Below are 23,428 nucleotides of genomic sequence, written 5' to 3'. Positions count from 1 at the left end.
TATTGCTTGAAGGCTATGAAATTTTCGCCTCATGCTCTGTGTTGACGGTATGGGTGAACCCCCGCATGTCAGCACCCTCGGCCAATACCTTGGCATCAGCTAGCAGGTGCGGGTAGCGATCCAATAACCGCATCAGTAGCACCAGGGGTTTGGGTGGCAGGAGCTCACCGCGTTCGTAGCGTGAAAACGCGTTGTGGCCACCGCCTGACAAAAGCTCCACCGTTTCTTTTTGTGTGAGATGCAGCTTACGGCGGATGCGTTTCATCTCGGTGCCGATCATTTTTCGTGCAGCGTGGATGAGTTCATCACCTGCTTTCGCGTGGCGCGCTGAGCTATCGGGGTCATACATGCCGTCCCGGCATACATGGCATTCCCAGCCAGAAAGGTCATCAACACGACGCTCCATCCCTTTGACGCTAAGGGTTTCGCTGCGCCCCTCGAAGCGTGTCATTCCTTCGGGCGCACCGCATATACAGCATTGTTGGGTTTTCATGAGTTGCACTCCTTGAAGGAGATTACCGGTGGGGTGCCGCCTATGCAGTAAGTGACCTTTATGTAAATCTCCATGCCGTGTGAACTGATGTGGTACACGTCCTGCCAGACCCTATGGTCGGCATAGGAAGTCATTGATTTGTACAACATCCTTGCTTGCAATTGACAAACGATCTCTCGCATTTCATGGATTGTGAAACCGAGTTTCCTTCCTGTGGTCCTGGCAGTTGCGGTAAATGCCTGGTCTCCAAGCCGCCTGACATCCGCCTTTATCACCGCCAAATCGTAATGAGGTGTGTACTTTTCCATAAGACACCTGAGGCCAATAATTACCCTCTAAGGGTAATTTTACCAATCGAAAATACTGCTCCTTTTCCTGCCTAAGAACCCTAGTGCGTTGCCTTTGTAGGCAGCTCCGAATAGCCTGTGGGAAAATTCATCCCATGATTGGCCGTACTGCAGGCGAGCTGCAGGCACTGCGCTCGGCAAGATCCGCAACGCGCCAAATCCCTCTGCCGGCAGTTGATCAATGACCCCTGAAACGCAACGCAAGACTGAACTTGAAGAGCTGCTGATTGACGCCGAGGCCGACGATGAGGGTGTGCAACGCGCGCAGCCGAGCGTGGCGCGACCCTGGTTGCTGTTGCTCGGCCTGGTTCTGGTGGCGCTGAACCTGCGCCCGGCGCTGTCGAGCCTGTCGCCGCTGCTGGCTGAAGTCTCCAGCAGCCTGGGTTTGTCGGCCGCCAAGGCCGGCTTGCTGACCACCTTGCCGGTGCTGTGCCTGGGCCTGTTCGCGCCGACCGCGCCGATGCTGGCGCGACGTTTTGGCGCCGAGCGCGTGGTGCTGGGCATTCTATTGACCCTGGCCGCCGGGATCATCCTGCGCAGTTCGTTCGGCGAAGTGGGCCTGTTCGTCGGCAGCCTGATTGCCGGTGCGAGCATCGGCATCATCGGCGTGCTGTTGCCGGGCATCGTCAAGCGTGATTTCGCCAGGCAGGCCGGGACCATGACCGGGGTCTACACCATGGCGTTGTGCCTGGGCGCCGCCATGGCAGCGGGCGCTACCGTGCCGTTGAGTCACTACTTTGGTGACCGTTGGACCATTGGCCTGGGCTTCTGGATACTGCCGGCGCTGGCGGCGGCATTGGTCTGGTTGCCGCAGGTCGGCCAACAGCACGGCAGCCACCGCGTTGCTTATCGTGTAAAGGGTCTGCTGCGCGACCCACTGGCCTGGCAGGTCACGCTCTACATGGGCTTGCAGTCGTCGCTGGCCTACATCGTGTTCGGCTGGTTGCCGTCGATCCTGATCGGTCGCGGCCTGAGCGCCACCGAGGCCGGGTTGGCATTATCCGGCTCGATCATCGTGCAACTGCTCAGCTCCCTTGCCGCCCCCTGGCTCGCCACCCGTGGCAAGGATCAGCGCCTGGCAATCGTGGTGGTGATGCTGCTGACCCTGGGCGGTTTGTTCGGTTGTCTTTACGCACCGCTGGAGGGCTTATGGGGGTGGGCGATTGTGCTGGGCCTGGGGCAGGGCGGTACCTTCAGCCTGGCGCTGACCTTGATCGTGTTGCGTTCACGCGATTCCCACGTGGCGGCCAACCTGTCGAGCATGGCCCAGGGCATCGGTTACACCCTGGCGTCTCTCGGCCCTTTCGCGGTCGGCCTGGTGCATGACTGGACCGGCGGCTGGACAGCCATCGGCTGGATTTTCGCCGTGATCGGCCTGGGGGCTATCGTCGCGGGCCTCGGTGCCGGGCGTGCGCGCTACGTGCAAGTCACCAGCGAGCAAGTCTAGAGGTACACCACTTCCAGCGTGGCCGATCCATCAAGCGCGGTCTCCACGCTCAAGTCCAGGTTCTGCCGGGCATTGATCACGGTCTGCACCGTGACAATGCCGTCCAGGAGACTGATGGCCGTGGGCCCGCTGACGCTGCCTTCGACAGCGGTAAAGCCCAGGTAGCTTCTGGAACCGATGTCGATGGGGTTGAGATTGGACGTGCGCCACGCCAGGCCACCGGTGGTGGATTCGGTGCCATAGACCTGCGCGGTGTTGCCGGCCTGGGTTTGCCTTGGGTCGAAGGTCATGGAGTAAACCCCCAGGCGATTGCCGCTGTTATCGAACCCCAGGCCGTAATAAATCTCGCTGTTGACCATGGCTGAACCGTCACGGTTGTCGCGCATGCGCAAGGCATAGCGCACGGGGCCATTGCAGGCGATGCCAATATGCAGGGTCTTTGGCGGCAGGCGCGTGGCGGTCTCCAGGTTCAGGTCCTGCCGGGCGATCTTGCCGTAGTCGATCAGGCCGCCGCTGGACAGCTGCGGTGAGCAGGCGGCGGGAGTGATCAGGCCATGGACACTCAGGTCCACAGTCGAGGCGGCCAGTACCGAGGGGGTGCTGGCCAGTAGCAACAGGCTGGAAAAGAGACGGGTTTTCATGGGACGGACTCCTCACAGTGATGGCTCAGGGGTAGACGATTTCGAGCGTGCCGGAACCGTTGATCCGCACGACCTCGCGCAGGTCCAGGGTTTGCATGGGCGCAAGATAAGTCTTGATGCGCATCGTGCCGGTCAGGGTCTGCAGGGCCACTGGCCCGCTGGTGACGCCGGTTTTGTCGGTAAACCCCATGATGCTGTTGGCGGCCATGGGGATTTGCCGCGCGGTGGAACTGCTCCACGCCACGCCATTGCTGGTGGAGTCGGTGCGGTACAACGCGGGGAAGGTATCGGCACTGAACTCCGCCGGATCGAGGGTGAGGTAAAAGCGCCCGATCTTGCCACGGCTCGCATCCAGGTCCAGGCCATAGGCGGTTTCGTCGATGCCGCCGGTGGCCGAGCCATCGCGGTTGTCCTTCATGTGCAGGGCGAAGCGGATCGGCGCGTCGCACGTCACGTTCAGGCGCAGGGTGCGAGTGGGCAAGGGCGTTTCAGTGCTGCTGTTGAGGTCTTTGGCATACAAAGTGCTGTAGTCCACCACACCCTGGTCGGATAGCGTCGGCAGGCACGCGATCGGGGCAAAGTGCGCACGCAGCGTCAGTTCGCGGTAGCGCCCATGGCGTGCGCCGTACAGCATGTCGGAGATTTCCCAGGTGGTGGCATCGCGCACTTGGGTGGCGGCAGGGTCAGCCCAGGCGCGCACGGTCAATTGCAGCGCCAGGGTTTTTCCCGTGAGCACAGCGCCTCGTTCGACCGGCGCGATGCCATGACCGGGTCGCCATTGCACGACGCTGCCATTGGCGACGGGTGCCTGACCCACGGCCGGCAGCAAACCCAGTTCCACCGCCCGGCCATCGAGCAGGGCATTCCCGGCCTCAATGGCATAGCTGCCGTGTTCGGTAAACCGCAGGCGCTGTGGGCTGGCGGCTTTTGCACGGTAGAACAGGCTGAGGTCTTCGGCCTGCGGGCAGTTGACGGTCACACTCAGACGGCGTTCGCCGAGCAGGCGTTCCGGCGCGCCGTCGCTTTGCGCCAGGCGGTTCATCAGGCCGAAATCCAGCAGCGGTTCGCTGACGTTCAGTTGGCATTCGTCCATGGCCTGGGCAGTGCCGGCGACGCCGATCAACAGCCACAGGCACAGTTGACGCAAGCAGGTTGCAAGGGGCATGGCGGAAATCCTCAAGGTGCATGACAGCGTGCGGGGGCCGTTTCGAAGTACACCGAGGGGTCGGCTTTTTCCGGCAGTGAGTAGCGCAATTGGCAACGACGCCCTTGCGGCGTGGTTATCCACAGCGTCGATTGGTCCAGCACATTGGGCAGGAACACCTGGCTGCTGTCCTGCACCAGGGTGATGAACTCGCCATCAGCGCTGCTGACGGAGGCCCCTGCGGGCAGCGGTTCGCCCTGTTCCGTGCTGACGGTGAGCAACAGGCGGCGGGTCAGGCCGACGCCGAATTCGACGCGCTCCACGGCACCGCGTCCGGCCGAGATCATTGCCAGGCCGTTATTGATATCGGCGTTGCGCGGCAATGAACGCGTCTGCACTTCCACCGGGCTGCGACCGTAGGCAGCCACTTGCGGCACCACGGCCTGGCCTTGCCAGTCGGTCCATACCGGGCCGCTGGGGGTGTTGAGCTTGATGCCGCTCATGTCGCCCACCGATGCCAGGGCGAAGGTGTCACGCACCGGGTAGGGGGAAAAGGTCACGCCGCCGCCGTGCAGCACCACACCGCCGCGCGCACTGCCCTGGTAGCTGGAGCGCTCGGCATCGGAGCGGCTGTAGCTCACGTCGAGCTGGCTGTAGCGCGGCAATGCCGACACGCCCAGGGTGGTTTCCACCTGATGGTCGCTGCTGTCGTGTTCGGCGCTGACGCGATAGCCGAGTTGGTCGTCGATCTGTTCCGTGATGCCCAGCCCGGTGCGGTTCTGGCCGCCGGAATTACGCACCCAGCTACGTAGCCGGCGACTCTCGCCCAACGGCACGCCGATCGTGAGGTACACCGCGTTGTCCTGCTGCTGGCGACCGCCCATTTGCCACTCGGCACTGGCTGACAACGACACCACGCCCAGGCTTGTGCCCCAGGAGGCCAGCGCACGGCTGCTGCTGTCGCCGGCAAAATTGGCCGAGCGCGACACCCCGGCGCTGAATGCACCCAATCGTGGGTGGGACCAGCCCAGGTTGAGGCTTTGCTGGTCGCGGTAGCGCGAATCGCGGTGGTTGTCGTCGCGCGCGTAAGTGCTTTCTTCGAGTTCGCGGTAGCCGATGCTGCGCCAGGAATTGGCTGCGCTGATCGACCATCGCTCGCCCAGGCGCTGGGACCAGGAAAGATCTGTCTGTATGCCGGACACCTTTTCCCGGGCCTGGGTGTTGGACAGTTGAGTGGACAACTGAAGCTGACTATCCAGCCACGGCAACACGCCCAGGGTGGCGCCCATCGAGCGGTATTCACTGGCCGCCAGCACGCCCGTGCCCAGGGTCAACTGCGGGTGCAGAGCGCCGGTCCAGCCGCCACTGATTACCCACGGATCATCGCCTTTGGCATCGCCCACATTGCGCACCCGGCCCGCCGCCACGGAGTAACCCGGCGCCGGCAGCCCGAGCCCGAGCATCGCCGCCGGCACGGTAAAACGCCGCTCGCCGCCGATGCTTTCCTTGACCGTGACTTCGACGTCCGAGCGCGTGTTCAAGCGACGCACATCGGTGAGGGTAAAGGGCCCGGCGGGCACGACGGTGGAATGAATCAACGCGCCGTTCTGGCGCACCTCCACCTGGGCCGGGCTGTTGGCGATGCCCTGGATCTGCGCGCCCTGGCCCTGTTCTTGAAGGGCGTGTTCGGTGAGCACCTGCACGCCGGTGATCTGCGCGCCGGACAGTACCGGGTTGTACAGGTTGATTTGCCCTGCCTGGAGTACCGCCTGGTGGCTGGCGAAGGTGCGCTGGGCATAGGCTTCCAAGTGGGTGCTGCGTGACAGGCCATCCTGCCAGGTCTGCACCTGGCGACTGCGCACGATCCAGTCGCCGGCATTGAATCCCACCTCGGTATTGGCCGAGCCAAAGCGACTGGCGTCATCACCGAAGCGATTGTAGAAGCCGCTGAGGTCGTAGTTGAGCAGCCCGGCTAACCCACCGGTTTGGTAGCCGGAGATATCCTGCTGCACCGTGCGCAGGGCTTGGGTGGGTACCACCAGCGACACCGTCAGCGTTGCCGGGTCCGGCTCCACCAGGGTTTGCGGGTAGCGGACAAGGAAATCCTCGCACCCGGCCGCCTCATCGGCACGCATCAGCTGGGCGCCGTCCAGCAAGGTGCGGTCAAAGCACAGATTGCCCTGCTGATCGAAATTCACCGCCAAGCGGCCACGGGGCTGACCGTTGACGCGCAGATTGACGGTATGTTGCCCGGCCGCGTAGCGCGGTGCAGAAAGCAACAGGCTGGCCAACTGCGGATCGATGCCACGTTGATGCAAGGTCTGTGCATCGAACCCGGACGGGCTGGCATCCTCGGCGCAGACCCTGGCCGGTAGCAGCGCACACAGCAGCAACACCAGCGGCAGGGCGGCGCCGGCAGAGGGATCGGGCACGGCTTCGCCGTCACGGTAACTCAATACTGTTTTCAAGCAAGGTACTCGGGTGGTGAACGCCTAGGGCTTGTGGTCCAGGCGTTCGGGTGACGCTCAATGAGCGGTCACTGCGTGACTCAGGCGGCGGTGGATGATGCCGCCTGGGTGTTGCGTCAGAAACTGATCGGTGCGTCGTAGGCCTTGACCGCAAACCCGTACACGGTGGCCGGTTGCAGCCTTACCGTACGTGCCTGGCTACCGCTGGCCGGGACGCTCAAGGCTTCGCCCGGCAGTACGTAGGTGCGCGGCAGCATGGCCCTGCCGTCGCCGGGCAGCAGTCGCAGCTCCTGCGCCAGCCGCACCACATACGGCGTGTCGTTGCGCACCTGCAACTGGCCGTCGCGCAGTGTCCAGGTCAGGTCGGTCCAGGGTGTGCGGTTGGGGGCCAGGCCCTTGGGGTGCACGATCACCGGCAGGTTCTGGCGCACGGTCACGCCCACGCGGGCATGCCCGGCGGCGGTGGCTGCGCGGCCTTGGGGCATGCCTTCGAACACCACGCGTTTAAGCCGTTGGGTGAGCAATGGCTGCTGGTTTTGCAAAATGAAACGCACCAGCTGGGATTTGGACGCTTCGACCCGTGACAGCGGCGGCGTCACCACCAGCAATGGTTCGGTGTCCTCCGCAATATCCTGCAAGGTGACATGCAAAAGGGCGAGCTGGTTGTCGGTGTTGGTCACCGACACGGACGCTTCGCTGTCTTCTTCATGCACGATTACCACGGAGGTGTCCGGGACCATACCGTCGGCTTTTACCTGATTGCCGAGCACGAGGAACAAGGCAAGGAGGCCCACAGCGGTGTTTGAGAATGTCGTCGTCATGACGGGTTTCCATTAGGCCAAAAAGAGGATCGATCAGAGGTAGCGCAGGTCCAGAACGATGGCTCCGTCGAGCGGGACTTCCTGGTCCAGGGTCAGGTAACGCGAGAAGTTGATGGCGGTGCTCACTTGAAGCTGGACGATCAACTGGCTGATGAAGTCGGGTTGACGGTCACCCGTCGGTGCAAAGGCCATATGGGTACCGGGGTAGGCATTGGGCTCCTGCGACCAGGTTTCACCGTTGTCGGCGGAGGCCAATACCTGCATGGGCTGCGCGTCGCCCACCGCGTTGCGATAGGCCAGCGCCACGGAGCCCAGGCGCTCTTCGGGGACGTGGATGTTCCTGCCCAGCCCGTAGAAATAATCGGGAGCCGACGAAGATTCGGCGCGATTATCGATGCCCACCAGCGCAAACAGCATAGGCCTGGCGCACTGCACGCGCAGTTCGAGCATCTGGATCGGCAGCACGGTGAACTCGTCGTCTTTGAGGCTGTGGGACGCAATCTTGCCGTGATCGACGGTGCCGTCATGGGTCAGCTCGATATGGCAGGCATCCGGGGTTACCCGGCCGGTGACCGTCAGATCGACGACCGAAGCCCCATGGGCTGCGGTCATCGTGGCCAGGCAAAGCCCGGCGATGAAGATGCGCATCCATCTACAGGGCTCGGGCAACGTAAGACGCAGCCCATGCCTGCAGGTGGTCGGAGGATGGGCGGCCATAGGTTAGAGGTACTTCACTTCAAGGGTGGCCGAGCCATCGATGGTGACTTCATTGCTAAGGTCCAGGCTGTCGGCGCGGTTAATGATCGTGAGCACTTCCAGATCCACGCTCAGGTCTTTGATCGACAGCGGCTGGGTGTCGTCGCTCATCGACGCCGCCGCCATGTACATGCTCGGTTCCCAGAATTTCTCGGCGTACCAGGTTTTGCCCTGGTCCATTGATGCGATGGGTTGAACGCTCACGCCGTCGGCAACCATGCCGCGCCACGTGAGGGAGAAGTGGCCCAGCTTCTGGGTTTCATTGATAAAGCCCAGGCCGAAGTCCGTGCTTAGGCCTGAGGCCGCGCGGTTATCGATGGGGTGCAGGGCAAACTGGATCGGCGCGTCACAGTTGACGCTCATCGACAGGGTATTCACCCCAATCGCCGTTCCCCTGTCCGGGTGCAAATCCTTGGCGGACACCTTGCCGTGGTCGATCACGCCGCCGCCGGAAAGGCTGGGGGTGCAGGCGCTGGGCACAATCAGGCCCTTGACGGTCAGGTCCACGCTGGACGCGGCAAAGGTCGTTGCCGAGTTGAGCAGCAGTACGCTGGCGGCCAGGGTGGTCAATCGGGTTTTCATCGGGGGAGCTCCTTAGAGGTAATTGACTTGCACAGTGGCGTGGCCGTCGATGGGCACTTCGTCGGTCAGCGTCAGGCTGCTGGCGGGGGCGATGTGCGTGATCAGGCGTATTTCGGCGTCCAGCGCCTGGACCGCAATCGGCGCCAGGCCGTCGTTGTCGGCGACCGCCGTCAGCAAGGTATGGCTGAGCATCACCGAGGGCATCCAGGTCACGCCGCCATCCCGGGAGGTGATGGTGCGTACCGGCACGCCATCGGCCACTGGCCTGTACAGGCCGAGCCCGGCATCGCCGACTTTTTCATCGTTGGCTGTCACGCCCAGGCCATGCCAGGCGAAGTGGCTGGCGGTGGTGCCGGCGCGGTTGTCGATGGTGTTCAGGGTGAAAATGGTCGGCCCTTCACAACGCACGCTCAGCAGCATGGTTTCTCTGGGCAGGTCGGTGTAGGTGTCGGGGTTGAGGTCTCTGACTGATACCTTGCCGAAGTCAACCGTGCCATCACCGGAGACCATGGGCGCGCAGGCACTCGGGGTGATGATGCCCTTGACCGTGAGGTCCTGGCTGCTGCCTGCCAGCGTGAAAGATGAGGCGCCCAACAAGAGGACGGCCAAGGGAACAGCGCTCAGGTAAGTCATCGTTTAAACCTTCCTTAGTACGAAGATGAAGGGTTAGAGGTACACCACTTCCAGGGTGGCGGAGCCATCGATCGGTTGTTCCCGGGTCAGGGTCAGCTCACTGGACGCGGCGATAAAGGGGTGTACCACCAGGTTGCTGTTCAGCGTCTTGATCGCGATGGGCGCCCAGTTTCCATTGGCGTTGTTCCCGAAGGCGGTGAGTCGGCCGCGCATCCAGATGGCGTCCTCACTGTTCTCGTTCCAGGTGGTGCCGTTGTTTGTTGAGACCAGCTTGCTCACCGGCAGGCCGTCTGCGAGGTAATCCCTGACGATGATGACAAAATTGCCCACCCGCTCCGTGTCGTTGATCACCCCCAGGCCGTAGGAGTAATCGTCGGGGCTGTTCGAGGAGCCGGCGCGATTGTCCACACCGTCGAGTGCAAACAGCGTTGCCGCCTCGCAGCTCAGGTTCAGCTGCAGGGTGGTGGCCGGCAGGGGGGTGGATTGGTTTTCGCGAAGATCCCTGGCGGCGATCTTTCCATAGTCGGCAACGCCGCCCTGGGCCAGCGTGGGGGTGCAGGCGCTGGGCGTGATCAGCCCTTTGACGGCCAGGTCGACGCTGCTGGCGGCAAACACCGAGGCGGTCATGGTGAGCAGCAGGGCAGCGCTCAACAGGCACAGGGAGGTTTTCATGGTGGAAGCGTCCATTTACAGGTACTTGACTTCAAAGGTCGCGGAACCGTCGATCGCCACTTCGTCGGTCAAGGTCAGGTCTCTTGCCGGGGCAATGGAGGTGTAGAGCGTGACGTCCAGGATCGCGTCCTTGATCGGGTGCGGCGCCCAACCGGTGTCGCCACGACTGCCCAGTGCCACCAGGTCGTTGGGGGCGATGCCATCGTCAGGCATCAACTGGCTCCAGCGTTCCTCGCCGTTGTACCTGGCCAGGAGCGTGGAGGGGATCTCGGCGACGGGGTTGCTGAACGCCAATTGATACCTGCCCAGCTTCTGGTTTTCGTTGATCATGCCCAGCCCGAAGGAGCTAGGGTAGATAGCGGAGCCGACCCGGTTGTCGATGGGGTCAATGGCGAACAGCGTCGCCGCATCGCAGTTGACGCTCAGTTGCACGGTCTTGCGCTCAAGCGTGGTGGTTTTGTCGAGGTTCAGGTCTTTTGCGGCGATTTTCCCGAAGTCCACATCACCTGGCAGGCTGGGTGTACAGGCACTGGGTGTGATCAGCCCTTTGACGGTCAGGTCGACGCTGCTGGCGGCGAACACCGAGGAGGTCATGGCGAGCAGCAGGGCACTGCTCAACAGGGATACAGGGGTTTTCATTTCAACTCATTCCATTGCAGTCGGGCAGATTGAAACGCGTGCAGGTCAACGCCCGTTCCTGAGTGAGCGAGGGGGTTGGCTTGGCGGCGGTTTCGAAGTTTTTTGCGGTTGCCGGGGAGTGGCAAACCTTCCCTCTTTTTGGGGTGGACACAATTTAGCGAGGGGGCTGCGAGGGGGAAATACAACTAATACGACATTGGCCAGGCGTGGCTGGCGCGCTGTTTTGAAGGCTGTTTCGCGGTGCTTTTCGTAGTTGTTGTATGGGCTTGAATGGACTTGAAAGGTTATAGGTGCTGCGGTCGATAACCTTCGAAAGGGTATGTCTGGCGCTGCTGCGTGACAGCTCGCCCTGGCGACTGCGCCAATGCCGCAAACGGCTGCCCGATTAACCACCACGAAGAGGTACTGATGGGCTCGCCAGGAGGTTCAACCGCAGGAGCGAGCCAGACAGTCAGACCGCCTTTTTCCCCCCGGCCTCATTGGCAGCACCTGAATGTGCTGGTGGTGGAGGATCATTCGGCCTATCGCCTGTTGTTGGGGTGGCTGCTGCAAAAACTCAGCCTCGGCCACCAGCTTGCCGCCAATGGCCTCATGGGGTTGGACGCCTTTACCCATAGGCCCTTCGACCTGGTCATCAGCGATTGCCGGATGCCCCTCATGGACGGTTACAGCATGGCCCGCGCCATTCGCCGGCACGAGCGCGAAAACAGGTTGAAGCGAGTGCCGATCATCGCCTTGACCGCGAATCTGCAAAACGACAGCCCGAAACGTTGCCGCAAGGCCGGCATGGATGCCTGGCTGGTCAAGCCGCTGACGCTTGAACAATTGCACGCTGTACTGGTGCGTTGGTTGCCGGGCGATGAAGGCCCGCGCGCCGGAAAAGAAGCCGCGATGCCAATTATCAATTGGCCAACCCGTGCTTCGCTGGTCGCCACGTTTGGCAGCGACGTCATTGTCGACCAATTGCTGGAAAGCCTGCTGGTGGAGGCTTGGGAAGACCTGCGTGTGTTACGCCATGCGCGTGCGACGTTGAACGCATCACTGACCGCCGAGCACTTGCATCGGTTGATCGGCAGCCTGGTGTTTCTGGGGGGCGCGGGCCTGGAAACCAGCGCCGTGAGTGTGATCAGGCAGGTCCTGTGCGATGGCGTCGCTGCGCATAAGGCGCAGTTGGAAGGGTTCGAGGCACAGCTGTGCACCTATCTCGATTACCTGTCCGACATTTGAAGAATGCTGGTGCTGGGCATTCATCTCCACAGCGATCTGGTTTTGACTGTAGGCGCTTTCCTATTGTGTTGTAGTCCAAAAAGTGGCCGCTACTGAACATTGGGTTCGGCCGCAAGCGGCTCTTTGTTAGCAGTTGTTGATGATCGCAGGCAGAGGTATTTTGCGCGGATTCAAGTTGCCATCATTCGTGGGTGCCTATGCTTAGAGTAATTATTGCTGACGATCACCCCATTGTCCGAGTCGGGCAAAAAGTCGTGATCGAGGCGAATGGCAAGTGCAAGGTGGTCGGTGAAGCCGACGGCCCCGATCAACTGCTAGGCGTGCTGGGTGATACACCGTGCGACGTACTGGTCACCGACTTCGCCATGCCCGGCGGCCAGCAGGCTGATGGTTATTGCCTGTTGGGCCTGCTGCATCGTCAGTATCCGCAGTTGCCGGTGATTCTGGTGACGATGTTCGCCAATGTCGCCACCTTACGCGCCGCCTTTGCCCATGGCGCCAGGGCGGTGGTCGCCAAAAGCGCCTCGGCCAAGGAGTTGCCCCTGGCGATCAAGGCCATACAGGCCGGACAGACCTTCGTCAGCGAATGCCTGCGCATGCAACTGGTGGAGGCCGGCACCGGTGACCAGTCCCAGGAACCCCAGCTATCGGGCAAGGAGCGCGAGGTGGTGCGCATGTTGGCCAGCGGCATGACCGTCAGCCAGATCGCAGCCCAGGTCAACCGCAGCGTCTCCACGATCAGCAAGCAGAAGAGCACGGCCATGCAGCGCTTGAGTATTTCCACCGACGTTGACTTGTTCGCCTACGCCCGCAGTACCGGCATAGCGCCGTAGCCCGCCCATTTGTCTGGCGAATGAGAGTAGCCAGGGCGGCGTGGGCAGCTTATCGTGCGCCTACTCTTTCGACCCCTGCGGAGCCTGCCCATGAGTGATGCCCACAACGCCCTGATCAGCCGATTCTACGGCGCCTTCCAGCGTCTGGATGCCGAAGCCATGATCGCCTGCTACAGCGATGACGTGGTGTTCAGCGACCCGGCCTTTGGTGAGCTGCGCGGCCGTGACGCGGGGGATATGTGGCGCATGCTCACCACGCGGGCCAAGGATTTTTCCTTGACCTTCGACCAGGTAAACAGTGATGAACGCACCGGCAGTGCACACTGGGTGGCCACCTATTTGTTCAGCGCGACCGGCAATACCGTGGTCAACGATATCCAAGCGCGCTTCGTCTTTCGCGAGGGCAAGATCTGCGAGCACCATGATCAGTTCGACCTGTGGCGCTGGTCGCGCCAGGCGTTGGGCACCAAGGGCCTGCTGCTGGGGTGGACACCGCTGGTGCGAAACGCCGTGCGCGCCCAGGCGAACAAAGGCTTGAAGGCATTCCAGGCCAGTCGTTGATAAACTGGGCGCCCCTTTGCCTTGCCGAATCCATCCGTGAGCACGCCTGAACCCAAGCCCTGGTACGTCTACCTGGTGCGCGCCGCCAATGGCGCGCTGTATTGCGGTATCAGCAACGACCCGGTGCGCCGATTCGCTTCGCACCAAAGCGGCAAGGGCGCGCGGTTTTTCCTGTCCAGCCCGGCCATAGCGCTGGTGTACACCGAGCAATGCGCGAGCAAGAGTGAGGCGTTGCGCCAGGAGCGCTTGATCAAGAAATTGAAGAAGAGCGCCAAGGAGTGCCTGGCGGCAAGTGGCTCATCACGCTGACTGATAGGTTCCCATTACACCGTCGGGACCTTTTGCGCGGTAATCTGCTCGTTCATTCGCCATCCGGAGCCTCGTATGTCCGAGCTCATCCTGCATCATTATCCAACCTCACCTTTTGCGCAAAAAGCTCGACTTTTACTCGGCTTCAAGGGGCTCTCCTGGCATTCCGTACACATTTCGCCGGTGATGCCCAAGCCCGACCTGACGGCCTTGACCGGCGGCTATCGGAAAACCCCGGTGCTGCAGGTGGGGGCGGATATCTATTGCGACACGGCGCTGATCGCGCGTCGTCTGGAGCAGGAAAAGGCTGCGCCTGCGCTGTTCCCGCCGGGCCAGGAAATGATCACCCAGGCATTCGCCGCCTGGGCCGACAGCGTCGTGTTCGCCCACGCCGTGAGCCTGGTGTTCCAGCCGGAGTCGGTGGCGGTGCGTTTCGGCAAATTACCACCCGAAGCCATCAAGGCCTTCATCGCCGACCGCGCCGCGCTGTTCAGTGGCGGCACGGCCAGCAAGCTCCCGGCCGAGTTGGCCAAGCATCAGTGGCCGGCGATCATGACGCGGCTGGAGCAACAGCTACAACGCGAATCCGGCGATTTCCTGTTCGGCGCGCCTTCGATTGCCGACTTTGCCCTGGCCCACTCACTGTGGTTCCTGAAAGCCACGCCGGTCACCGCGCCGTTTGTGGATGCCTATCCGGCCGTGTTGGCTTGGCTTGAACGCGTGTTGGGTGTTGGCGACGGCACCGCCAGTCCGATGACCGCAGAGCAGGCCTTGAAGATCGCCCGCGATGCCACCCCGGCACCGCTGCCGGATGAGGCGTTCGAGGACTTGAACGGCTTCAGGGCGGGACAGCAGGTGACCATCGCGGCCATCGACTATGGCGTCGACCCCGTGGCCGGTGAGTTGCTGTTTGCCGGGCGCGAAGAACTGATCCTGCGTCGTACTGATGAACGTGGCGGCACCGTGCACGTGCATTTCCCTCGGTGGGGGTTTCGCATCCAGGCGCAATAACAAAAAAATAATTACTCACTGATGTGAGGTAAACCTGCGGCCCATCCGTGTAGTGCATGAAACTGCGATCAATTCGCATTAACAGCGTTTTCTACACGGGTTCTCACAGCATGAAGTCGACGGCGGGCGGTTGGGTCAAACAGTGGCTGGGAGCCTCGGTACTGATGGTGTCGGGGGTGGCATTGCTGCCCCTGGCGGTGGCGCAGGCGCAGGAGCAACAAAGCGCCCGGTTCAATTTTGACCTGGCAGCCAAACCGCTGCCTCAGGCCCTGAGTGATTTCAGCCGGGTGACCGGCATCAGCGTGATCTATACCGATGAAGCGCCCTACGGTTTCAACGCCCCGGCGCTCAGCGGGCAAATGAGCGCGACCCAGGCCCTGCAACGCCTGCTGGGTCAATCAGGCTTCACCTTCCGCCGGATCGACGCCCGCACCCTGGCCCTGGAACCTGTGCCAACCGATGGCGCGGTCAATCTCGGCGCTACCACCATCAGCGGCGCCAACCTCGCCCAGGACAGCACCAGCTACCAGCCGCCGCCGACCAGCTCGGTGATGCGCTCCCGTGGCCTGTTGCTGGAAACCCCGCAGACCGTCAACGTGGTCCCGGCTCAAGTGCTGCGCGATCAACAACCGCGCAATCTGGATGATGCGCTGGGCAATATCAGCGGTATCACCCAGTCCAACACCCTCGGCAGTACCCAGGACGCGGTGATGCTGCGCGGTTTTGGCGACAACCGTAACGGCTCGATCATGAAGGACGGCATGCCTGTGGTGCAGGGTCGCGCCTTGAATGCGACGGCCGAGCGTGTCGAAGTGCTCAAGGGCCCGTCGTCGTTGCTGTATGGCATCCAGGACCCCGGCGGCGTGGTCAATATCGTCAGCAAAAAGCCCGAGCTGCTGCAGTCCACTTCCCTGACTGCGCGCGGCTCCACCTTCGGCAGCGGCAAGAACGGCAGCGGCGGCAGCCTGGACACCACCGGCCCGGTGGGTGACAGCGGCCTGGCCTATCGCCTGATCGTCGACCATGAAGATGAAGACTACTGGCGCAACTACGGCACCCACCGCGAGACCTTGGTGGCGCCGTCGCTGGCATGGTACGGCGACACCACCCAAGTGGTGTTGGCCTATGAGCACCGCGAATTTCTTTCGCCGTTCGACCGTGGCACCGCCATCGATCCCAAGACCAACCATCCGCTGAACATCCCCGCCACCCACCGTCTGGACGAGCCGTTCAACAACATGGAGGGCCGCTCCGATCTGTACCGCCTCAGCGTCGATCATGATCTGAACGACGACTGGAAAGCCCATTTTGGCTACAGCTGGAACCGCGAAACCTACGACGCGAGCCAGGTACGCGTGGTCAAGGTCAACACCAACGGCACCCTGACCCGCAGCATGGACGGCACCCAGGGCGCGCTGACCACCGACCGCTTCGCCACCGCCAGCCTTGAAGGCAAGGTGAATGTGGCAGGTATGCAGCATGACCTGGTGTTCGGCCTGGATGACGAATACCGCAAAATCTACCGCGCCGACCTGATCCGCCAGACACCGCGTGGCGTTTTCAACTACAACAACCCGGTATACGGCAACGAAGTGGCGGGCTCCAAAGTCAGCGCGCCGGACAGCAACCAGACCGACCTGCTGCGCAGCGACTCGTTGTTCTTCCAGGACGCCATTCACCTGAACGATCAGTGGATCCTGGTCGGCGGCGCGCGCTACCAGATGTACGACCAATACGCCGGCAAAGGCGTGCCGTTCACCGCCAACACCGATGGCAACGGCCAGAAATGGGTGCCGCGTGCCGGGTTGGTGTATCGCTACACCGATGAGCTGTCGTTCTATGGCAGTTATACCGAGTCGTTCAAACCCAACTCCACCATCGCGCCGTTGGCCAACAAGACCGTGCTGGATGGCAGCCTGGACCCTGAAGAATCCAAGGCGTGGGAGCTGGGTACCAAGTTCGACCTGCCGGGGCGCATCACCGCGAGCGCGGCGCTGTTCACCATTGATAAACGTAATGTGCTGGTGCAGGTGGGCGACGGTTTGACCTCGGTCTACAGCGTGGCGGGCAAGGTGCGATCCCGTGGACTGGAAGTGGATGCCAGCGGCCAGTTGACCGACAAGTGGAGCCTGATCGGCAGTTACGCCTACACCGATGCCGAGGTCACCGAAGACCCGAGCCTCAAAGGCAATCGCCTGCAGAACGTGGCGAAAAACACCGGCTCGCTGTCGGCGGTGTATGATTTCGGCAGTATCCTGGGTGGTGATCAACTGCGCGTCGGCGCCGGAGCGCGTTATGTCGGTGAGCGGGCAGGGGATGCGGCCAACAGCTTTGAATTGCCGAGCTATACCGTGGCCGATGTGTTCGCCAGCTACGACACTCGGCTCGAGGGGCAGAAGGTCAAGTTCCAGCTCAATGTGAAGAACCTGTTTGACCGTACCTACTACACCTCGTCGGTGAACACGCAGTTCGTGTCTATTGGCGATGCGCGGCAGGTGTCGGTGTCCAGCACCCTCACTTTCTGACTGCGGTTCGCTTTATGTGGGAGGGGGCTTGCCCCCGATAGCCATAGGTATCTACACAACTCTGTAGCGCCCAACCGTAACCACGATGCGAAGCGAGTCGCTCTTGATCTTGATCTGCTTTTGATCTTAAGCGCCCCGTCAAACCACGCTGGCCGAACGCAGGCTTGAATCCGTGGGTAACCCGGCAGGACGCCGGGTTAGCCGCACTGGGCCATGGATGGCCCATTGCGGCGGCCCACGGATTCAAGCCGGAGTGAGGGCACACCGAGCCCAGGCGAGGTGCCGAGTGGTGGGGCAAGAGCGTTTTGCTTACTTTTGCGCTTTTCAAAAGTGAGCCGCCGTCAGGGCGGAACCCTAAGCAGCCGTTACCGCAGAAACGGATATGTACTCGTTCCAATCCAACACCCTGGTCGGCCCAGAGGCCGCCATCGGGGGCAAGCCCCCTCCCACATTTGGACCTCGGAGCGTCAGGTAGATACGCGTTAGCTCCCTCGCCACAGGTGCGGTGTCGCACCAAAATTGTGTAGATACCTATGGCCATCGGAGGCAAGCCCCCTCCCACATTGGCACCTGAGCTGTTAGCGTTGCGGACATTCGATGCTTACGGAAAACGCGACTGATGCATTTCGCAAAATGGTTACACACCAGCACCCTGCTGGTCGGCTTGAGCTTTTTACTGGGCGGCTGCGCTAGCGTTTCCCAGACCTCCACTCCGGCAACCCTGGATAAGCTGTTGAGCGACCCGGCATTGCAAGGCGCGACGGTCTCGCTGATGGTGCGCGACGCCCGCACTGGCGCCACGCTCTACCAGCACAACCCCCGTACACGGTTGGTGCCCGCCTCCAACCTCAAACTGCTGACCACCGCCGCAGCGATGGATGTGCTGGGCCCGCAATACCGCTTCGCCACGCAACTGTTGAGCGATGGCACCCGCCAGGGCGATCATCTTACCGGCAATCTCTACCTGCGCGGCCTGGGCGACCCGACCCTGCAGTACGCCGACTATCAGGCGCTGGCGGCGCAACTGGCCAGCCAGGGCGTGCGCCAGGTGCAGGGCGACCTGGTGTTCGACGATACCTGGTTCGATGCCGAGCGGCTGGGGGTCGACTGGTCCCATGATGATGAAACCACCTACTACGGCGCGCAGATTTCCGCGCTGACGGTGTCGCCCAATGCGGACTTTGATGCCGGCAGCGTGTTGGTCACCGCCAGGGCGCCGGTGCGGGTTGGCCAGCCCGTGAGTGTCGATATCTATCCGCCCACCGACTACCTGCAATTGAGCAATCGCGCCGTCAGTGGGCCGGGTAACAGCTATGGGATCAATCGCCGGCATGGCACCAACCTGTTGCAGCTCAGCGGCGCGGTGGCAGCGGGACGGCAGAATCAGCAGCTGATCAGCGTCTGGGAGCCGACACAACTGGTGGCCAATCTGTTTGAACAAGCCTTGGCGCAACAGGGCATTACGGTGCAGGGGCGTCGCGTAATGGGCGGGGCGAGCCCGTCGGCGGTGACGATGCTGGCCGAGCACCAATCGGCGCCGTTGCAGGCGTTGATCGTGCCGCTGCTCAAACTCTCGAACAACAACATGTCCGAAGCCTTGCTCAAGGCCATGGGGCGCCAGACCGCCAGCAGCGGCACGGCGGCGGCGGGCGCAGTGGCGGTGGCCGGCTTTCTCAAACGTCAGGGGCTGGACACCGCCACGTTCAGCCAGGTCGACGGCTCCGGCCTGTCGCGGCGCAATCTGGTGTCGTCGCAAACCTTCACCGACCTGCTGCTGGCCGCCGGCAAACAGCCGTGGTTCACCGCCTGGTACGACGCACTGCCGATTGCCGGCAACACTGACCGCATGACCGGTGGCAGCCTCGGCTATCGCCTGCGCGGCACCCCGGCCGAAAACAATTTGCACGCCAAGACCGGCTCCATGACCGGTGTTTCCTCATTGAGCGGCTACGTGACCGATGCCCACGGGCGCAGGTTGCTGTTCTCTATGCTGACCAACAACTACGTGGTGGCCGGCGCGCAGGTCAAGACGCTGGAAGATCGTGTGGCAGTGGCGCTGTCGCGCTGGGACGACTGATTCAGGGCTGATAGCCCATGCGCCAACTCACGGCCCGGGTCGCCGCCAGCAAATGCTGCGCCGCCGGGCCGTCTTCATCGGCGTGGAACAGCGAGGTGGGACCGACCACGGTCATGACCGCCGCCACGTGCCCGGTCGCGTTGAACACGGGCGCTGATAACGCATCCACCCCGGGCATCAGCAAGCCATGCACAAAGTGCAGGCCACGGCTGCGGATCTGTTCGCGCAGGGTGGCGTAGGCCGCATCGTCCGCCAAGGCGTGGGCGGTACCGGCCTGGATCTCGCGCTCACGCAAGTCCACGGTCTCCCGGGACGGCAGGTAGGCGCTGAACACCAGCCCGGTGGACGAGCTCAAGAGCGGCAATACCGACCCCAACTGCGTCACCACCGTGACGGCGCGCACCGCCGGCTCGATCTGCACCACGGTCGCCCCCTGGTTGCCCCACACCGCCAGAAAGCAGGTTTCATTCAACTCATCGCGCAGCTCCGCCAGCGGCAGTGCGCCGACCTTCAGCACATCCATGCTGCCCAGCGCCGCCAGGCCCACGCGCAACGCTTCGCGGCCCAGGCCATAGTGGTTGGTGGCGGGGTTTTGTTCGGCAAAGCCCGACGCGATCAGCGCCTGCAAGTAGCGGTGCACCTTGCTCGCCGGCATCTGCACATGGTCGGCCAGGCGCGACAATGACGTGGACGGCGACAGTTGTGCCAATGCCTTGAGGATATCGGTGCCCACCTCAGCCGAGCGGACTTTCTGTTTACCGGTGTCGCGGGGCTTTTCCATGGGAGAGCGAGAATCCGAAAGATAAGTGGGCGTCTTTATAGCTTGACGCTCCCTGGCGATCAAATTACGTTATGCGTAACTGGATTACGATAAAAACAACTGACCCAGAGGACGCTCCATGAACCTCGAATACCTGTCGGGCTTTGGCAACGAATTTGCCAGCGAAGCCTTGCCTGGCGCACTGCCCGTTGGCCAGAACTCGCCGCAGAAAGCGCCCTACGGGCTGTACACCGAACTGTTCTCCGGCACCGCGTTCACCATGGCGCGCAGCGAAGCGCGGCGTACCTGGCTGTACCGCATCCAGCCGTCGGCCAATCACCCGGCCTTTATCAAGCTGGAGCGGCAATTGGCCGGTGGGCCGCTGGGCGCTGTGACGCCCAACCGGTTGCGCTGGAACCCGTTGGAAGTTCCAGCTGAGCCGACCGACTTTATCGACGGGCTCGCAGGGATGGTCGCCAACGCCGGGTCGGAAAAACCCTCAGGGATCAGCATTTACCACTACCGCGCCAATCGGTCGATGGAGCGGGTGTTTTTCAACGCCGACGGCGAATGGTTGATCGTGCCCGAACAGGGCCGGTTGCGTATCGTCACTGAGCTGGGCGTACTGGAAGTCGAGCCGCTGGAAATTGTGGTGTTGCCACGAGGTCTCAAATTTCGCGTCGAACTGCTCGACGCCCAGGCACGCGGCTACGTCGCCGAAAACCACGGCGCGCCGCTGCGCCTGCCGGACCTTGGCCCGATCGGCAGCAACGGCCTGGCCAACCCGCGCGACTTCCTGACGCCGGTCGCGCACTACGAAGACCGCAAGCAACCGACCACCCTGGTGCAGAAATTCCTCGGCGAGCTGTGGGCCTGCGAGCTCGACCATTCGCCGCTCAACGTGGTCGCCTGGCACGGCAACAACGTGCCGTACAAGTACGACCTGCGCCGCTTCAACACCCTCGGCACGGTGAGCTTCGATCACCCGGACCCGTCGATCTTCACCGTCCTGACCTCGCCCACCAGCGTGCATGGCCTGGCCAACCTCGACTTCGTGATCTTCCCGCCGCGCTGGATGGTCGCCGAGAACACCTTCCGGCCACCGTGGTTCCACCGCAACCTGATGAACGAATACATGGGCCTGATCCAGGGCGCCTACGATGCCAAGGCCGAGGGTTTCCTGCCCGGTGGCGCGTCGTTGCACAGCTGCATGAGCGCCCATGGCCCGGATGGCGAAACCTGCACACGGGCGATCAATGCCGAGCTGGCACCGCACAAGATCGATAACACCATGGCCTTCATGTTCGAGACCAGCCAGGTGCTGCGTCCCACCCAGTTCGCCTTGCAATGCCCGCAATTGCAGCCTTCTTACGACGCGTGCTGGGCCGCGCTGCCCGCCACCTTCAATCCGAATCGGAGATAACCCATGACTCAACCAACGCAGACCCGCAGCTGGGTGGCCTCGGCCAACGGTCACGCGGACTTTCCCCTGCCGAACCTGCCGCTGGGTGTGTTCAGCATCAATGGCTCGGCGCCGCGCAGTGGCGTGGCGATTGGCGACGCGGTTCTCGACCTGCACGCGGCACTGGACCAGTTCGACGGTGACGCCCGGCGAGCGGTAGAAGCCACCGCCGGTGGCCAATTGAACGGCTTTTTCGAACTCGGCCGCGGCCCCCGCGTGGCTCTGCGCGAGCGCCTGCTGGAATTGCTGGCCGAAGGCAGCACGTTGCAAACCCGTGAAGCGCAGGTGTTGCACCGTGCCGCCGATTGCCAGATGCACCTGCCGGCCAGGATCAATGACTACACCGACTTCTATGTGGGCATTGAACACGCGCAGAACGTCGGCAAACTGTTCCGTCCCGACAACCCGCTATTGCCCAACTACAAGTACGTGCCGATTGGTTACCACGGCCGTGCCTCGACCATTCGCCCCTCGGGCACCGAGGTGCGTCGCCCCAAAGGCCAGACCTTGCCCGCCGGCCAGACCGAGCCGACGTTCGGCCCCTGCGCGCGCCTGGACTATGAGTTGGAACTGGGTATCTGGATCGGCCAGGGCAATGCCATGGGCGACGCGATTGCCATTGGCGACGCGGCCGAACATATTGCCGGTTTCTGCCTGCTCAACGACTGGTCGGCGCGGGATATCCAGGCCTGGGAATACCAGCCGCTCGGGCCGTTTCTTTCCAAGAGCTTCATCACCAGCATCTCGCCATGGGTGGTGACGGCCGAAGCGCTGGAGCCATTTCGCAAGGCGCAACCGCCGCGTCCCGCAGGCGATCCGCAGCCGCTGCCGTACCTGCTGGACGTTCGCGACCAGAAGGCCGGCGCCTTCGATATCGAGTTGGAAGTGCTGCTGACCACCGCATCAATGCGTGAACAGAACCTGCCGGCCCATCGCCTGACCTTGAGCAACACCGAGCATATGTATTGGACTGTGGCGCAAATGGTGGCGCACCACAGCGTCAACGGTTGCCAATTGCAAGCCGGTGACCTGTTTGGTTCGGGGACCTTGTCGGGCCCGCAGCCGGGGCAGTTCGGCAGCCTGCTGGAAATCACCGAAGGCGGCAAAAAGCCGATTGAGTTGGCATCCGGCGAGGTGCGTAAGTTCCTCGAAGACGGTGATGAAATCATCCTGCGTGCCCGCTGCCATCGTGAAGGCTTCGCCTCCATCGGTTTCGGTGAATGCCGCGGTACCGTGGTCGCCGCGCGCTGAGAGGGCAGGGGCATGGAACTGTATACGTATTACCGTTCTACCGCGTCGTACCGGGTGCGCATCGCCCTGGCGCTCAAAGGCCTGGATTTCACTGCGGTACCGGTCAATCTGCTGGTGCCGGCCGGCGGCGCCAATCGCCAGCCCGAGTACCTGGCGATCAATCCGCAAGGGCGCGTGCCGGCCTTGCGCAGCGATGAGGGGGCGCTGCTGATCCAGTCACAGGCGATCATCGAGTACCTGGAGGAGTGTTATCCACAGGCGCCGTTGCTTTCCAAAGACCTGGTCGTTCGAGCCCATGAACGCGCGGTGGCGTCGATCATTGCCTGCGATATCCATCCGTTGCATAACTCCAGTACCCAGAATCTGCTGCGCCAGTGGGGTCACGATGAGGAGCAATTGCTGGAGTGGATTGGGCATTGGATCAGCCAGGGCCTGGGCGCGGTGGAGCAGTTGATTGGCGACACAGGATTCTGCTTTGGCGAGCAGCCGGGCTTGGCGGATGCGTTTCTGATTCCCCAGTTGTATGCCGCCGAACGTTTCAGCGTGCCGTTGGGTGCGTACCCGCGTATTGGGCGAGTGGCGGCGTTGGCGGCGCAGTGTCCGGCCTTCATGCAGGCCCATCCGGCCAACCAGCCTGACACGCCATAGGCTGCATGGGGCCAAATGTGGGAGGGGCGGTGCGACGATTCGACTTGCCCCCGATGGCGGCCTCTGGGCCGACCAGGATGTTGGATCAGACCGAGTACATATCCGTTTCTGCGGTCACGGC

At 62.5% G+C, this 23,428-nt stretch carries 23 protein-coding genes; 11 read left to right on the top strand and 12 right to left on the bottom strand.

Translation table 11 applies throughout. The features are described from left to right. Nucleotides 1-13: 13 nt before the first annotated feature. Both BFP96_RS18670 and BFP96_RS18665 read right to left on the bottom strand, forming a co-directional pair. Complete coding sequence (locus tag BFP96_RS18670) at nucleotides 14-493, bottom strand: type II toxin-antitoxin system MqsA family antitoxin (RefSeq protein WP_065897352.1); 480 nt, start codon at nucleotides 491-493, stop codon at nucleotides 14-16. Beyond that, nucleotides 490-801: a type II toxin-antitoxin system MqsR family toxin gene (locus BFP96_RS18665; RefSeq protein ID WP_065895324.1), complete on the bottom strand. Its 312-nt coding sequence runs from the start codon at nucleotides 799-801 to the stop codon at nucleotides 490-492. Before BFP96_RS18665 ends, BFP96_RS18670 begins: the two co-directional genes overlap by 4 nt. A gap of 220 nt (nucleotides 802-1,021) precedes the next feature. Here BFP96_RS18665 and BFP96_RS18660 point away from each other — a divergent pair, with 220 nt between their 5' ends. Beyond that, nucleotides 1,022-2,287: a CynX/NimT family MFS transporter gene (locus tag BFP96_RS18660; protein WP_065895325.1), complete on the top strand. Its 1,266-nt coding sequence runs from the start codon at nucleotides 1,022-1,024 to the stop codon at nucleotides 2,285-2,287. On the opposite strand, the gene BFP96_RS18655 is transcribed toward BFP96_RS18660, so the two are convergent. The 9 genes from BFP96_RS18655 to BFP96_RS18615 form a co-directional block, all read right to left on the bottom strand. Next, entirely contained in the window at nucleotides 2,284-2,928 is a 645-nt protein-coding gene (locus BFP96_RS18655) for a DUF1120 domain-containing protein (protein WP_065895326.1), read from the bottom strand. The two genes, BFP96_RS18660 and BFP96_RS18655, sit on opposite strands and share 4 nt — an antisense overlap. 25 nt (nucleotides 2,929-2,953) lie before the next feature. After that, nucleotides 2,954-4,093: a DUF1120 domain-containing protein gene (locus BFP96_RS18650; protein WP_065936796.1), complete on the bottom strand. Its 1,140-nt coding sequence runs from the start codon at nucleotides 4,091-4,093 to the stop codon at nucleotides 2,954-2,956. A gap of 11 nt (nucleotides 4,094-4,104) precedes the next feature. Further along, entirely contained in the window at nucleotides 4,105-6,540 is a 2,436-nt protein-coding gene (locus tag BFP96_RS18645) for a fimbria/pilus outer membrane usher protein (protein WP_170876027.1), read from the bottom strand. Between the two features lie 116 nt (nucleotides 6,541-6,656). Further along, a complete protein-coding gene (locus BFP96_RS18640) occupies nucleotides 6,657-7,361 on the bottom strand; it encodes a fimbria/pilus chaperone family protein (RefSeq protein ID WP_065936795.1) in 705 nt (234 codons plus the stop codon). A gap of 33 nt (nucleotides 7,362-7,394) precedes the next feature. Further along, nucleotides 7,395-8,078 carry a DUF1120 domain-containing protein gene (locus BFP96_RS18635; protein WP_065936794.1) on the bottom strand — a complete coding sequence of 228 codons (684 nt, stop codon included), beginning with the start codon at nucleotides 8,076-8,078 and terminating at the stop codon, nucleotides 7,395-7,397. A gap of 3 nt (nucleotides 8,079-8,081) precedes the next feature. Continuing rightward, on the bottom strand, nucleotides 8,082-8,699 hold the full coding sequence (locus tag BFP96_RS18630) for a DUF1120 domain-containing protein (RefSeq protein ID WP_065895331.1): 618 nt from the start codon (nucleotides 8,697-8,699) through the stop codon (nucleotides 8,082-8,084). 12 nt (nucleotides 8,700-8,711) lie between these two features. After that, nucleotides 8,712-9,332 (bottom strand): DUF1120 domain-containing protein, encoded by a 621-nt coding sequence (locus BFP96_RS18625; protein ID WP_065895332.1) that lies wholly within the window; start codon nucleotides 9,330-9,332, stop codon nucleotides 8,712-8,714. Between the two features lie 33 nt (nucleotides 9,333-9,365). Further along, nucleotides 9,366-10,004 carry a DUF1120 domain-containing protein gene (locus BFP96_RS18620; RefSeq protein ID WP_065936829.1) on the bottom strand — a complete coding sequence of 213 codons (639 nt, stop codon included), beginning with the start codon at nucleotides 10,002-10,004 and terminating at the stop codon, nucleotides 9,366-9,368. Between the two features lie 15 nt (nucleotides 10,005-10,019). Next, entirely contained in the window at nucleotides 10,020-10,643 is a 624-nt protein-coding gene (locus BFP96_RS18615; protein WP_065936793.1) for a DUF1120 domain-containing protein, read from the bottom strand. 408 nt (nucleotides 10,644-11,051) lie between these two features. On the opposite strand from BFP96_RS18615, the gene BFP96_RS18610 reads away from it, so the two are divergent. The 7 genes from BFP96_RS18610 (at nucleotide 11,052) to dacB (ending at nucleotide 19,186) form a co-directional block, all read left to right on the top strand. Further along, the gene (locus BFP96_RS18610) at nucleotides 11,052-11,870 is read left to right on the top strand and encodes a response regulator (protein ID WP_065936792.1); all 819 of its coding nucleotides are present in this window, start codon (nucleotides 11,052-11,054) and stop codon (nucleotides 11,868-11,870) included. A gap of 197 nt (nucleotides 11,871-12,067) precedes the next feature. Further along, nucleotides 12,068-12,703, top strand: coding sequence for a response regulator transcription factor (locus BFP96_RS18605; protein WP_065936791.1), 636 nt, complete (start codon nucleotides 12,068-12,070; stop codon nucleotides 12,701-12,703). 90 nt (nucleotides 12,704-12,793) lie between these two features. Next, entirely contained in the window at nucleotides 12,794-13,264 is a 471-nt protein-coding gene (locus BFP96_RS18600; RefSeq protein WP_065885884.1) for a nuclear transport factor 2 family protein, read from the top strand. Between the two features lie 36 nt (nucleotides 13,265-13,300). Then, nucleotides 13,301-13,573, top strand: a complete 273-nt coding sequence (locus BFP96_RS18595) for a GIY-YIG nuclease family protein (protein WP_065895336.1) — start codon at nucleotides 13,301-13,303, stop codon at nucleotides 13,571-13,573. A 75-nt stretch (nucleotides 13,574-13,648) separates the two neighbouring features. Further along, the gene (locus BFP96_RS18590) at nucleotides 13,649-14,584 is read left to right on the top strand and encodes a glutathione S-transferase family protein (protein ID WP_065936790.1); all 936 of its coding nucleotides are present in this window, start codon (nucleotides 13,649-13,651) and stop codon (nucleotides 14,582-14,584) included. Nucleotides 14,585-14,694: 110 nt separating this feature from the next. Continuing rightward, a complete protein-coding gene (locus BFP96_RS18585; protein ID WP_065936789.1) occupies nucleotides 14,695-17,109 on the top strand; it encodes a TonB-dependent siderophore receptor in 2,415 nt (804 codons plus the stop codon). A gap of 619 nt (nucleotides 17,110-17,728) precedes the next feature. Next, nucleotides 17,729-19,186, top strand: coding sequence for a D-alanyl-D-alanine carboxypeptidase/D-alanyl-D-alanine endopeptidase (gene dacB / locus BFP96_RS18580; protein WP_065936788.1), 1,458 nt, complete (start codon nucleotides 17,729-17,731; stop codon nucleotides 19,184-19,186). Nucleotide 19,187: 1 nt separating this feature from the next. On the opposite strand, the gene BFP96_RS18575 is transcribed toward dacB, so the two are convergent. Continuing rightward, nucleotides 19,188-19,967, bottom strand: coding sequence for an IclR family transcriptional regulator (locus BFP96_RS18575; protein WP_065885889.1), 780 nt, complete (start codon nucleotides 19,965-19,967; stop codon nucleotides 19,188-19,190). Nucleotides 19,968-20,085: 118 nt separating this feature from the next. Between BFP96_RS18575 and hmgA the strand changes: the two genes are divergently transcribed. From hmgA to maiA, 3 genes are read left to right on the top strand one after another with little or no spacing between them, the layout of a single operon-like run. Next, nucleotides 20,086-21,369, top strand: a complete 1,284-nt coding sequence (gene hmgA, locus BFP96_RS18570) for a homogentisate 1,2-dioxygenase (protein ID WP_065895339.1) — start codon at nucleotides 20,086-20,088, stop codon at nucleotides 21,367-21,369. Between the two features lie 3 nt (nucleotides 21,370-21,372). After that, the gene (gene fahA / locus BFP96_RS18565) at nucleotides 21,373-22,659 is read left to right on the top strand and encodes a fumarylacetoacetase (protein WP_065936787.1); all 1,287 of its coding nucleotides are present in this window, start codon (nucleotides 21,373-21,375) and stop codon (nucleotides 22,657-22,659) included. 12 nt (nucleotides 22,660-22,671) lie between these two features. Beyond that, nucleotides 22,672-23,307 carry a maleylacetoacetate isomerase gene (maiA, locus tag BFP96_RS18560; protein ID WP_065936786.1) on the top strand — a complete coding sequence of 212 codons (636 nt, stop codon included), beginning with the start codon at nucleotides 22,672-22,674 and terminating at the stop codon, nucleotides 23,305-23,307. Nucleotides 23,308-23,428: the final 121 nt, after the last annotated feature.

The sequence above is a fragment of the Pseudomonas sp. 34 E 7 genome (genome assembly GCF_900005715.1).
Classification (GTDB): Bacteria; Pseudomonadota; Gammaproteobacteria; order Pseudomonadales; family Pseudomonadaceae; genus Aquipseudomonas; species Aquipseudomonas orientalis_A.
Note: the sequence above shows the minus strand (reverse complement) of the source record. Positions and strands in the feature narration are given on the sequence as shown.